10 protein-coding genes and 2 pseudogenes are annotated in these 12,752 nt (G+C 43.8%); 6 read left to right on the plus strand and 6 right to left on the minus strand.

Annotated elements, in window-relative coordinates; translation table 11 throughout:
• Positions 1 to 2 precede the first annotated feature (2 nt).
• The gene (gene ilvG / locus R7Q38_RS18620; RefSeq protein ID WP_005378960.1) at positions 3 to 1,649 is read right to left on the minus strand and encodes an acetolactate synthase 2 catalytic subunit; all 1,647 of its coding nucleotides are present in this window, start codon (positions 1,647 to 1,649) and stop codon (positions 3 to 5) included.
• A 465-nt stretch (positions 1,650 to 2,114) separates the two neighbouring features.
• On the opposite strand from ilvG, the pseudogene R7Q38_RS18625 reads away from it, so the two are divergent.
• The 4 genes and pseudogenes from R7Q38_RS18625 to R7Q38_RS18640 form a co-directional block, all read left to right on the plus strand.
• Positions 2,115 to 2,771 (plus strand): annotated as a pseudogene (locus R7Q38_RS18625) (magnesium chelatase domain-containing protein); the annotation flags it as partial.
• A 74-nt stretch (positions 2,772 to 2,845) separates the two neighbouring features.
• Complete coding sequence (locus tag R7Q38_RS18630) at positions 2,846 to 3,217, plus strand: hypothetical protein (protein WP_065274978.1); 372 nt, start codon at positions 2,846 to 2,848, stop codon at positions 3,215 to 3,217.
• Positions 3,218 to 3,365: 148 nt separating this feature from the next.
• A complete protein-coding gene (locus R7Q38_RS18635) occupies positions 3,366 to 3,947 on the plus strand; it encodes a recombinase family protein (protein ID WP_029804253.1) in 582 nt (193 codons plus the stop codon).
• A 275-nt stretch (positions 3,948 to 4,222) separates the two neighbouring features.
• Positions 4,223 to 5,131, plus strand: a complete 909-nt coding sequence (locus R7Q38_RS18640) for a hypothetical protein (RefSeq protein ID WP_226084140.1) — start codon at positions 4,223 to 4,225, stop codon at positions 5,129 to 5,131.
• Between the two features lie 433 nt (positions 5,132 to 5,564).
• On the opposite strand, the gene R7Q38_RS18645 is transcribed toward R7Q38_RS18640, so the two are convergent.
• Together R7Q38_RS18645 and R7Q38_RS18650 are read right to left on the minus strand one after the other, a co-directional pair.
• On the minus strand, positions 5,565 to 5,717 hold the full coding sequence (locus R7Q38_RS18645) for a hypothetical protein (RefSeq protein ID WP_170894137.1): 153 nt from the start codon (positions 5,715 to 5,717) through the stop codon (positions 5,565 to 5,567).
• A gap of 824 nt (positions 5,718 to 6,541) precedes the next feature.
• Complete coding sequence (locus R7Q38_RS18650; protein WP_226084139.1) at positions 6,542 to 8,089, minus strand: recombinase family protein; 1,548 nt, start codon at positions 8,087 to 8,089, stop codon at positions 6,542 to 6,544.
• Positions 8,090 to 8,149: 60 nt separating this feature from the next.
• Here R7Q38_RS18650 and R7Q38_RS18655 point away from each other — a divergent pair.
• Positions 8,150 to 9,031 (plus strand): annotated as a pseudogene (locus tag R7Q38_RS18655) (YifB family Mg chelatase-like AAA ATPase); the annotation flags it as partial.
• A gap of 55 nt (positions 9,032 to 9,086) precedes the next feature.
• On the opposite strand, the gene R7Q38_RS18660 reads toward R7Q38_RS18655, so the two are convergent.
• Positions 9,087 to 10,043, minus strand: coding sequence for a DUF2860 domain-containing protein (locus R7Q38_RS18660; RefSeq protein WP_005379034.1), 957 nt, complete (start codon positions 10,041 to 10,043; stop codon positions 9,087 to 9,089).
• 149 nt (positions 10,044 to 10,192) lie between these two features.
• On the opposite strand from R7Q38_RS18660, the gene R7Q38_RS18665 reads away from it, so the two are divergent.
• A complete protein-coding gene (locus tag R7Q38_RS18665) occupies positions 10,193 to 11,071 on the plus strand; it encodes an acyltransferase (protein ID WP_086047109.1) in 879 nt (292 codons plus the stop codon).
• 46 nt (positions 11,072 to 11,117) lie between these two features.
• Here R7Q38_RS18665 and R7Q38_RS18670 read toward each other — a convergent pair whose 3' ends face one another.
• Positions 11,118 to 11,720 (minus strand): thiol:disulfide interchange protein DsbA/DsbL, encoded by a 603-nt coding sequence (locus tag R7Q38_RS18670; protein WP_005379036.1) that lies wholly within the window; start codon positions 11,718 to 11,720, stop codon positions 11,118 to 11,120.
• Positions 11,721 to 11,754: 34 nt separating this feature from the next.
• Complete coding sequence (locus tag R7Q38_RS18675) at positions 11,755 to 12,741, minus strand: serine/threonine protein kinase (RefSeq protein ID WP_005379037.1); 987 nt, start codon at positions 12,739 to 12,741, stop codon at positions 11,755 to 11,757.
• Between the last annotated feature and the right edge of the window lie 11 nt (positions 12,742 to 12,752).

Raw genomic sequence — 12,752 nt, forward strand, 5'->3', positions numbered from 1 at the left:
TCCTATGTATTTTCCAACATATCACTGTTTGATGCGCCAGGTGGCACCAATGGCCACACGTTTTCTTCTTCATCAATCAAAACGTGAAGCATGTAAGAAGTTTCACTCGCTAGCATCTCTTTGAGAGCAGGTTCGACTTCTTCTTTCTTGGTGATGGTTTTGCCCGGGATATCGAACGCTTTTGCTAACATCACGAAATCTGGGTTGTCATCAAGAATGGTTTCACTGTGGCGACCGTCAAAGAACAATGACTGCCATTGGCGAACCATGCCAAGACGTTGGTTATTAAGAAGGACAATCTTCACTGGAATCTGCCGACGCTTCAGCGTGCCCAATTCCTGAACGTTCATCATAAATGAACCGTCACCTGTAATAAGGATAGACTGATCATCAGGACGTGCGACTGCAGCGCCCATCGCTGCTGGCAAGCCAAAGCCCATGGTGCCAAGGCCAGCAGAAGTGATAAAATTTTGTGGTTCGCGTGGCTGGATATGTTGCGCTGCCCACATCTGATGCTGACCGACGTCGGTCGAGACAATTGAGCTATCTGGCATCATGTCAGACAGTTGTTTAAGCAGTAGCGGTGCGTAGATTAACTCGCCTGGGTGGTCGTAACGCCACTTAAAGCCGCTGCGCAGACTTTCACTGTGATGAACCCACGGTGAGATATCTTGAGTCAGCTCTAGCTGAGGAAGAATGGTGTTGATGTCGCCACGTAATGGTGCGTTGGCGTGGCGCAGTTTATGAATCTCCGCAGCATCAATGTCGATGTGAATCACTTTCGCATTTGGTGCAAACGTATCGAGCTTACCCGTCACACGGTCATCAAAACGCGCGCCAACCACGATCAATAGATCGGCTTCTTGAACCACTAGGTTGGCGGCTTTGGTGCCATGCATACCCAACATACCAAGATAGTGAGGATCATGGCGTTCAATGGTACCGAGGCCTTTTAATGTGCTAACTGCAGGCATTGGGTTTAAGCGAAGAAATTCGCGTACTGCATCGGTTGCTTTCGCAAGTTGCACGCCACCACCAACATACAACACTGGGCGAGTAGATGCTGCCAGCACATCTTGCGCACGTTTGATATCTTCAGCGCTGACATCTTCGATTGCTGGTGCTATGTATGGAGGAAGAAGGTCTGTAGGTGCTTGAGCGAGTTGAACGTCTTTGGCGATATCGACAATGACAGGACCCGGACGACCGGTTTTTGCGACCTCAAAGGCTTCGGCAAGTGTCGGAGCTAGATCTTCAATTTCGGTCACGAGATAGCTGTGCTTAGTACAGGCTAGGGACATTCCGATCACATCCATTTCTTGGAATGCATCGGTACCGATATGAGAGCTAGCTACCTGGCCTGTGATGGCAACTAGAGGTACGGAGTCAAGGAAAGCGTCGGCAAGGCCGGTAACAAGGTTAGTGGCTCCTGGGCCGGAAGTTGCCATGCACACAGCAACGTCTTGAGTGGAACGAGCCATCCCGATAGCAGCCATAGCGGCCCCTTGCTCGTGACGGCATAGGATGTGTTCCACCCCACCGTCATACAAAGCATCATAGATTGGCATGATGGCCCCGCCGGGGTAGCCAAAAACGGTTTCGATGCCTTGCTGTCTTAAAGCGGCTACGACAAGTTGTGCACCAGTCATCGTAAACCTCCTTTGCTACGTTGTGGCTCGTAGCGATTGCCATATTTATTGCACTTCATGTGCACTCCCATTCTTCCCGTTAAACTGTCCGAGGGTTAGACAGATGACAACTTGTAGTTGTAAAAAAACCCCCGGACTTTTCAGTGCGGGGGTTTTTTGTAATTTGTGGTTACCTTTCGCCCACAATACCCCGCGCGGTGCCAATAATGACCACGATAATCAGGGCTAGCAGTGCGTTGATATGAGCGAAAAGGTTCATCTGTCTGTCGTTCTTTTTTCGTTAAAAAATGTTGTGTAATGTTCTACGAAATTGTTTGCGTCATTAGTGGTATCACACAATTCCGCTGCATGACAAGCAAAAAGTCATTCTTTTTTCACATTAACTCTCAATTGGGACGCGGTATATAACATAACCAACTAGATAAAACATTTGTTTACAGAGTGTTCAAAAAAATTGAGGAACGTATGGGGCTGGCAATCATTCATAGTCGAGCAAGCGTCGGGGTGCAAGCGCCATCGGTTAGTGTAGAAGTTCATATCAGCAACGGCATGCCAGGGTTTACCTTAGTAGGCTTGCCAGAGACAACGGTAAAAGAGTCCAAAGATCGCGTACGCAGTGCGATCATTAATTCTAACTTTCAATTTCCTGCTAAGCGGATCACCGTGAACTTGGCTCCGGCAGATCTACCCAAGGAGGGAGGACGTTTTGATCTTCCTATTGCATTGGGAATTTTGGCCGCTTCGGAGCAAATCGCGACAGATAAGCTCAAAAACTACGAATTTGTGGGTGAGTTAGCACTATCTGGTGGTCTGAGACCTGTAAAAGGTGTGCTACCTGCTGCGCTGGAAGCCAGTAAGATTCAACGTCATTTGGTCGTCCCACATGTGAATGGCGATCAGGCGGCGCTGGTGGGGAAGGAACAACATAAATCGGCCCAATCATTACTGGAAGTATGTGCCGAGCTTTGTGGTCAACATCGACTGAATCTTTTTCAAACGCCTAAGCGAAAAACGATCGAAAAACATGGTCGAGACTTACAAGATATTATTGGCCAACAACAAGGTAAGCGAGCACTGGAGATTGCTGCCGCTGGAAACCACAACTTACTACTTTTGGAACCTAAAAGACCTATTAATAAATTCTTCAATATTGAACACTAATCTTAATGAGTTCTTGTTACTACGGAGAGTTAATCATGGTAATGAAACTAGTTGATATACAAGTCAAAGATCTACGCCAACCTATCACTCTAGACTATCTAACAAAGCGATATCCTGACTGTTTTGATGAAGAGCAGAGATGGAAGTTGAACTATGACGAGCCTCTGGCACTCCACGCAGATGTAGAATTTGACGCTGAATACAACAGAAAAAGTTCAATGCCAGCAAACGGTGACTGGAGAGGTGCGGACGTACCTAATGTTATGCGCTGGTTTTTAAATCAACTGGAGAAAACAGGATACCCAGTAGATAACCTTGTGGTCATTAGTTATACACGATACATACGGCTAAACTCAAAGTACAAGCTGAGCATCGATATGAAGACTTTTCACACGAGAGAACCATAAGTCCAAAAGAACACATAGGCTCAAAAACATTCGTTTTTAGACCACCTAAGATGAACTAAATCTGGGTTGTTTTAAAAGTAGGGTGTTGATCGATTTAAGCCTAGCTTATAAAATACCCCTACTTTTGAATCTTTAGGAGTAAGGCAAGGTGAGTTGCAGAACGTACTTCTACTGCCGTGTATCCAAAACTGAACAGACCACAGAAAACCAAGTGCAAGCTTTTAAAGACAGAGGCTATGAAGTCGATGAAGCATTTGTAGTGGAAGAGACTGTTTCAGGAGCCGTATGCGCAATGGAGCGTAAAGGCTTTAAGACGATGGTAGAGCATAAGCTAATGAAAGGAGACACATTAGTTGTCTTGAAGCTTGACCGTTTAGGGCGTGACAACATTGATGTGCAGCAGACAATAAAACTTCTGTGTGAGAAAGGTGTTAATGTTCATAGCCTAGACTTACCTACAAAAGACCTAACGACTTCTGAAGGTAAGCTTATGTTGAGAATGTTCACGGCTTTTGCTGAGTTTGAGCGAGACCGAATCAGAGAAAGAACAATTGAAGGGCAGGCTAGAGCTAGATCACAAGGAAAAACGATAGGACGCCCCGTTAAGGCTACACCTCAAAGAGTAGCTGAAATGCGCTCTCAAGGACTTTCTATTTCGAAAACAGCAGAAAAGCTTAATGTTTCTATTTCGACAGTTAAGAGGCTAACAGCAGAAGCTAAGAAGCTTTAGACCTCTCTGAGATTGCTTTGCTATTAAAAAAATGAAACAACAAGCACACATAAAAAATTCAATTAATTTTTTTTACCGTTATTTGGTTATTTCCCACTCACAATTTCAGCCAAAAATAAAACACACTTTGTGTGTACGTAACTAGGCGGTGCAATCGAAGGAAAAACCATATCGTCCAACCCCTCCCCGCCTACCCATGATTATCAGGTGGTAGAGTGTTTGTGAGGTTCAATCATACTAACCAACCACAGATAGAGTTACACCAGTAGTAAACGATGATGAAACAGTGCACTTTAGAGCAAATTGACCCTAGACAGCTTGTTCTCGATGAAAGGTTTCAAAGCAGACAAACACAGTTGATAGCTAAAAGAGCAGATAGAGCAGCTTCAGAAAATAGTAGGCAAAGGCAACTCAGGAATATTCTTACCAGTCTAGAGAACGGTAATGGCATTAAGGAACCAATAGAAGCCTATGACATTTACGGAGAGTTGTATGTAGTGAGTGGTTTTCATCGTACAGAAGCATGCCACAAGTTCCTTAAAGATAACCCTAGCAACAATCTTTTAGTACCAGTGAAGGTCTACCGAGGCTATACAGAAGCTGAAGCCTACTTGGATTCTCTTACCAAGAACTTGGAACACGGTACAGCCTTAGATCAGTCTGAGATGTGGCAAAACAAGTTTAAGCACTCTTTGATGCAAGGTGAGAACCTAAAGATACTTTCAAAGCGAAAAACCGCTAAGTTATTTGATTGCAGTGAAACCCAAGGATTACACATTGTGAACGCTCAGAATGCCTGTGTCGAGGTTGGTTTACCTAATGTGAAAGAGTGGTTGGGTGATTATCAAAAGGCAGCAGAAAAGCTTAGAAAAAAGCTATTGAAAAGATATGAGGTAGCACCTGACGATTTCGATAAGGACGGGTTCCCAATTATCAGTAGATTATCAAAAGCCTATAAAGGTGAGAAATTTGATGCTGATTTATCTGAAGAAGAGCTAGAGCAAAAAGAAATCATTTATCAAGAAAGTACCCTCAAAGAGTTAATCCAAAGAAACCCTATAGCCTTTAGAAAGGCATTAAATACTTTAGATAAAAGAGCATTAGGAATTGTCGTAAAGCGTAGTTGGGATGAAAACGAGGTCATTCTAAAGTACGGTGAAGGTGATGGATACGAGAAATTCTAACGGCTCATAGCGAAAACCTAGGAATTACAGCAGAAAAAACCAAAAGAGATCTTAGCGGCATCCCCAAGCTGGTGTTTATCTTTGAGAAGACGCTAGGGTGGTCACTCGTGACCGCTAAGACCTCTAGGTGGTCACTAAAGGGTTGTTAATACAAATAGTTTTGATTAAAAGCCTTTATTTACAGTTGCTTATGTTTGTTTTTTGATGTTTAAACTCGACGGGAACTGCATGTAGAACACAAAAGTAAAGGAACTAGTTAGCGGTTTATCTGATCATATTGATTATGTAGTTTTAGATAGGTAAACAAAAACCCACTTTTAAAGTGGGCTTTAATTTTAGACATTTAAGCGTCAATAATACTTAATGAAGTAAATAGGTGGGAATGTACCATTTCCCCAAAGTAACCTAAGCAGCAGCTTGTAAAGGAAGTTCATTATTTACCTCCTTTAGTGCGTACTAGGAAACACCACGCACGCCAGCCATAAGCATGTGCATCAAGGATTTTAGTAGAATTACGTACACGACGATAGCGTGTGTATACCCATTTAAAACCCGCTGGTGCGTTACCGTGTTGGATATTCTTCATTTCGTTTACCCTTTATGATTAAAGGGATTACTGATAAGACCTCATCAAAATTCAAGTGATATTGATCACAAAAATAAAGTCAAAAGTATTGTTTTGTGACCTTCCTGTTTTATATTGATAAGGACTAATTACAAAAGATTTTCTTCTGTGTGCTACATACAGTAACCCCTTTTGTGGTTTGTATTCTCTAGACACCGTATGTATCGCGTCCAAACTTTACTTTACGGTGTGGTAGATGATTTCCAGATAAGTGCCTGCATTAGCAGTGCAGGTTTCTTATCCTTCGCAACCAATTTTAATGGGTTAGCTAGGTAGCGGCAACCTACTGATCTTGCTTGTGATTAAAAACAGTACACAATATAAGAGTCGAAATTGCTCATCAGAAAACAAAAAGGCGAAATTGTACGCTTGAGTTTTTGATTGTTCAAATCTAGCTTTTACTAATGTGATACTGATCTCATTAAAGCTGCTAATTCCCTTCAATTGCCCTATTCACAAGAAAAATAACCCAATGTTCATAAGTGTGATTGCGATCACTTAATTTTCCTGTTCTTCCTGTGTTTTGCTGCACGCAACGAAGCGCTTTATTGTACATATGGTACACATTGTACTTTCTTGAGGGTTAGAGCGCGTTCTGTGCGCACACACGCGTACCTTGTATATATATATAGTGGTTTACTATTGGTTGGTTATTCTGGCTTAAGCCATGAATCATTTTGATAGAAAGGGTAGCTATAACAACCTGTCAACGCTGTACCTACTGAACAACGGACAGGTTGAGTTATTTCGTTCTAAGCTTGTATCAGTTAAGACCCGTAATGATATCAACCCCAGCGAGTATCAAAAGTAACGCTGAAAGAGACTCCAGTATTAGTCTGCCACAAGTTCTCTGACGGGATAAAAGTTAAGATGATATCTTCTCCAGTCTTTAGGTTTATCTCCAAGCGTTCTTTGTTTTTGTAGACCACAATGTTGGTAATATGTCTCTTAAGGTATTGGTGTAAACGCAGGCGTTCGAAGTTTTCATTAAGGCTTAGCGTTATCTCTTGTAAATCAACCTCATCATTTTCTACTGCCTTAGAACTTTGAAGCATCAACAGCTCGTTCTTAACTATATCCATACGCTGCTCAGTTTTACGTATCGCTGCGCTAATGTACTTACTAGACCCATTTTCTTCTAGATCATTGATAAGGTTGTTTAGCTTCCTGTCTAGCTCGACAAGCTCACCCTCTAGCTGCATTTCTTTTTCGTGGTTATCTGCTTTGTTTGCAAATGTATGGAGAAGCTTTTGAAGAGCTATTAAAACAACCCACTGAACAGAATAATAACGATGACCTATATACTGACATCCAGCACCGTGTCTCGCTGTACTACAAACAAGGTAATAACCCCCTTTGTCTGAAGAGCCCTTATTAACAAATTGCATCGAAGAACCACATTCACAGGAAACCATCCCTGATAGAATATTACGTGTGTGACCTCTACGAATTGCTCCAGTCCCTCTGATTTTTCTACTTTGAGCCGCTGCCTTAGCTCTGAGCCATAAGTCTTTTTCTATAATAGGAGGATAGTAGTTTTCTATGACTTCCCCTGTAGGAACTCTTTGACCAAGCTTGTCTGTAACATGTGGGATGTATTCGCCTAGAACAGCGGTATTATTGAGGAGCTTAGTCACATAAGAGAGGTGCCAGCGTTTAGCTCTTGAGCCTATAGGAGCAATCCCCTGCGAATTTAGCTTTCTTATTAAAGCAGACCGTCCATACCCATTTGCTGAAAGCTCAAAAATATAACGAACAACCACTGCTTTCTCATAGTTAATCTGTATTTTAGTTTTGTCTTCGTTGTATTCGAGCCATGCAGGTAGGTGAGTTCCCAGTGGCTTTAGATGAGCAACTGCTTGCTTTGCATGCCATACATCAGCTAGGCGTTTACTTTTCGCTGCCGATTCCTCATGTGCTCTGCTCATGATTACAAGTGAGATAATCAACTTTGTCATATCAAGTTGACCTCTTCTATATACCTGTTTATCCATGAGAGTTACGACGATGATACCAAGCTCGACAAGCTCCATGAGAAGACGCATGGACTTTTCGACTGGTTGACGGCTCATACGGTCAAAGCTTTCTAGGAGTAACCAACTTCCTTCAGGAATAGTCCCTTCTTTAACCGCTTCTATAAACTGGGAAAGAGCCCCTTGTTCACTATTACGTCCTTTAAACCCACTAACACCCAAATCTTGAAAAGAAAGGCTCTGCAATTCTAGCCCGTTTTCCTCTGCGTATTTCCGAGCAGTTTCTAACTGTCTCTGTAAGCTACGACCTTCTATTTGCCCTTTAGTACTGAAACGAATGTAACTGTATGCTTTTGTCATTACTAAAAAACTAACTTATGTACTCCTAAAAATAACGTAGGTCTATTATATCTAAGATTCCTTTTCCTTGGCCCGCCAGGTACTGGAAAAACGATGTTGGCTTCGCGTTTGTGTGACTTATTACCGGAAATGAGTGACGAAGAAGCAATGGAAACCGCTTCGGTGGCATCGTTGACTCAGAGTGAAATTAATGAGCATAACTGGAAGTCGCGTCCGTTTCGTTCTCCGCATCATTCAAGTTCAATGGCGGCATTAGTCGGCGGTGGTTCGGTACCCAGACCAGGGGAGATCTCTTTAGCCCACAACGGGTTATTGTTTCTCGATGAAATGCCCGAATTTGATCGTAAAGTTCTGGACTCGTTACGCGAACCGCTCGAATCTGGCGAGATCATTATCTCTCGAGCGCAAGGTAAAACACGCTTTCCGGCTCGTTTCCAATTAGTTGGAGCATTGAACCCAAGCCCGACAGGATATTACGAAGGCAATCAAGCGCGCACTAATCCACAAGCTATTTTGCGCTACCTTGGTCGATTATCTGGACCACTGTTAGATCGCTTTGATATGTCTTTAGAAATCCCAGCTTTGCCCAAAGGGACATTAGCAGAAGGAGGTGATCGCGGTGAGCCGACTGCTATCGTAAAAGCGCGTGTGAGCCATGCGCGTAACAATATGCTAAACCGCAGTGGTAAGGTCAATGCACTGCTAGGTAGTCGAGAAATTGAGGCGTTTTGTCCCTTGCATAAGAGTGATGCTGAGTTTCTTGAGACCGCTTTGCATCGTTTAGGACTCTCGATTCGTGCATATCATCGTATTATCAAAGTGGCGCGAACAATCGCCGATCTGGATGGGGCGGAGCAAATTGAACGAACGCACTTGGCTGAGGCACTTGGGTATCGAGCGATGGACCGTTTGCTGAAACAGCTTACGGCGCAAGCGGTATAGACAGCAAAGTGTCATCGCAACAAGTGTTGTAAGCACCTTGTTGCGATGAAGGGCGTTAGAAGGTGTAGTTGAGACCAAGCGACAATAGGTACTCTTTCTCCTCATAAAACGTGATATTCGAGTCAGTTTGGCTATAGCCGGCTAAAGAAATGAACGACCAGTCTTGCCAGTCAAATACGTTTTGATATTCGTAGGCCGCAAATAGGCTGATGGTGTCGTCATTTCGTGTTTTAGCAAAAGTTTGGCTAGCGGCTTGATAGTCTTTCCATGCATAACCCGCGGTGAGGGCCAATCGATGGCGGTTGATAAATTTAAACCAGCTGATGTCAAACCCGTACGAATCAAATGATTCCGCCTTACCGTCGGCATCTTGATTGATGTAGGTGAAAGCGGGTTGCAACATAGACGTTTGGTTGAGTGGAATGCGATAGTCGCCTTTGACATAGTAAAGGTTAGCATCGCGAGCAAGTGAGCGGTCTGTCACTTCCTCCTGCTCGATGTCTTTATCAGCATAAGCAAGATCAAGGTTGAAGTTCTTATCTATTAACCCTTTGATCTGAAAGCGATACGCATTGCCGTCAACATCCGTCTCTTTACGTGCGGTTCCTACTTGATAAGGGTTGCGCCAAGTTTCGCCTTTGAGTACCGTCGGCAGATAGGAAACATCGAGCACGGTGCCAGATTGTAGCTCGTGTTGATAGCCCAACTGAAAAGCGAGTGTACCTACCGCGACATCTGAGCGTGTGGTACCGGCGTAAACTTGGTGGTTGAGTCGGCTACCAAAGGTGTATGTCACACTCCCTAGCGGTGCAGCGATAACGGAACTGTCACTATCGGCACGCTTATCGAGAGAATCGATGGTGTTACTATTTTCTGTATTGAAATTGGATTCTGATGATATGAATCCGGCATTCAGCGAAATTTCACCGCCAAAACCTGCGGTTTCAGCGAGTTGAGCCTGAGCAGAACTGACGACAAAGGCCAAAGGCAAGAGAAGTAGCCTTGGTTTCATTCGTTATCTCCTTGTTGTCGAATGAGTGGTGCACATATTGGTTGCGGTAACAAATCTGACCATTTCCACGCATGTTCCAATGTGGCAAAGGCGCAGTATAATTACACGCTGTTTTATTCTTCACACATTATCACTGTTGTTTGACTATCATGTTGGCATATTTGTTATTTTTTTTTAACGCTTCTTTTGTGATTCTCAATTCTGCGGTTTGTTCACTCGCAATTTGTGTTATCGCTGTATTTAAAATATTGCTTCCTGGCGTAAAGCTAAAAGCACTAGCGACCGTTTGTGCCAATAAGGTGATGTGGTTATGGGCTACCGTTAATGCGTGCATTCTGGCGGTATCTAACCGTGTTGAGTGGGATGTTCAGGGCGGTGAAGCGCTTAAAAAAGACGGGTGGTATCTGCTGATCAGTAATCATCTCAGTTGGACAGATATTGTTGTGCTTTGCTGCGTGTTTAAAGACCGTATTCCCATGCCGAAGTTTTTCCTCAAGCAACAACTGCTGTATGTGCCTTTCATCGGGATGGCGTGTTGGGCGCTCGATATGCCATTTATGCGTCGCTATTCGCGAGAGTATCTGATCCGCAATCCTCATAAGCGAGGTCAAGATTTAGAGACGACACGTCGCTCGTGCGCTAAATTCAAACACACTCCAACCACAGTGGTTAACTATGTCGAAGGAACCCGATTTACCGAAGAAAAGCAGCGTAAGAGTAAAGCAAACTATCAATATTTGCTGCAACCAAAATCGGGCGGGATTGCGTACACGTTAGCGGCGATGGGGGAACAGTTCGAGAGCATTATCGACGTTACGTTGGCGTACCCAGAAAATACGCATAAACCGTTCAAGGATTTATTGATGGGCCGCATGAGCAAGGTGGTTGTGCGTGTAAATGTGTTACCCGTTGATGAACGAGTGCTCGGTGATTACTTCAACGATAAGCCCTATAAGCGGCAATTTCAGCAATGGCTGAGTGATGTGTGGCAAGAAAAAGATCGGTTACTACAAGAGATTTACAAGTAAACAAAAGGGGAGCGACGTGCTCCCCTTTTGATTGATATCGATGTGCTTATTTTAGTGTCAGCAAGTAGTTCACCAGAGAGAAGTACTCATCCATCGTTTTGATGCTTTGTGCTTGAACTAGGTATTTGTTGTTAACGATAACCGCAGGAACGCCGGTTAGACCGCTGTTTTCAAATTGCTTGTCCATACGGCGAACCATTGAATCAACCGCGAAGCCTTTGAATGCAGAATCGAATTTTTTCGCATCTACACCTTCATCAAGGAAGATTTGACGAAGTTCTTCATCATTACGTGGTGCTTTCTTTAGATTGTGGATGCGGTTAAACATCACTGGCACCATTTTGTCTTCCACTTTTAGTGCAACCATCGTTGCGTAGGCTTTGCTCATTGATGGGCCCATGTTGCCACCCATGAAAGAAACGTGGTTTTTTAATAGCTTAGTACCTTCTGGCAACTGCTTTTTCAGTTGCTGGATAACTGGTTCAAAGCTATTACAGTGCGGGCAGTAGAAAGAGAAAAACTCCGTCACAAGAGGTTTTTTTGATGCCTCAAGATCCAATACTTTGTAATGTTCACCTTCTTTGAATTGCGCTGCATGTGCCGACAGGCTTAACATCAGCATAGAAAACAGTGCGAACAGTTTTTTCATCGAAATATCTCCATTTTTGAATTTTTGGCCTGACTTACCATTGAGGCATTAAAGACAGCGGTGCTTCTTCTAAAGCGGCGATCTGCTCTTTAAATGCAAGGACCTGACCTTCCCAGTATTTTGGCTCATTAAACCATGGAAAAGCGAGAGGAAATGCAGGGTCATGCCAACGTTTTGCTAGCCATGCCATATAGTGCACCATTCGTAGACCGCGAAGTGGCTCGATTAGTTTCAATTCTGCAGGATTAAAGTCGCAAAACTCTTGGTAAGCCTCTAAAACAATATCCAACTGCATCAGTTTGTCTTGGCGTTCACCGTTCAGTAGCATCCATAAGTCTTGTACTGCAGGGCCGTTACGAGCGTCATCCAAATCAACAAACATAGGGCCATCTCGCCACAAAATATTGCCTGGGTGGCAATCGCCATGTAAACGAATCATATTGAAGCCTTCTTGCCAGTGGCTTTCAATTGATTTGATCAGCATATCCAAGTCATTGAAGAAGCTGTTCTCCAAGTGCATTGGAATCATATTGGCGTTTTGCAGAATCTCTCTTGGTTGATACAGGTATTCTTGTAAGCCGATCGTAGGGCGATGTTGGAAGGCTTGGCGGCTGCCGACTTTATGGATTCGGCCAAGGAAACGCCCTACACCTTCGAGCTGATCTAAATTGTCAACCTCGTATTGGCGACCACCCACGCTATCAAACAGCGCAAAAGCATAGCCTTGATAGTGATGCAGGGTTTCACCGTTGATGCGCACAGGTGGTGCGACGGGGATCTCATTGCCAATCAGCTCTAAAGTAAAGTCGTGCTCCTCTTGGATCTGTTCATTGCTCCAACGTTCAGGACGGTAAAACTTGACGACATAACGACGACGCTCTTCGTCAGTGAATTGATAAACACGGTTTTCGTAGCTATTGAGGGGAAGAAAGCCTGATTCTGCGCGAACGCCGATGCTTTCTAACGCGTACCACATAAAGTCTGGGGTAAGGGCGTCAAAGTTAAACATACTTTGGGACATATAAACAAAAA

The organism is Vibrio sp. Vb0598, assembly GCF_033338935.1.
Lineage (GTDB): Bacteria > Pseudomonadota > Gammaproteobacteria > Enterobacterales > Vibrionaceae > Vibrio > Vibrio alginolyticus.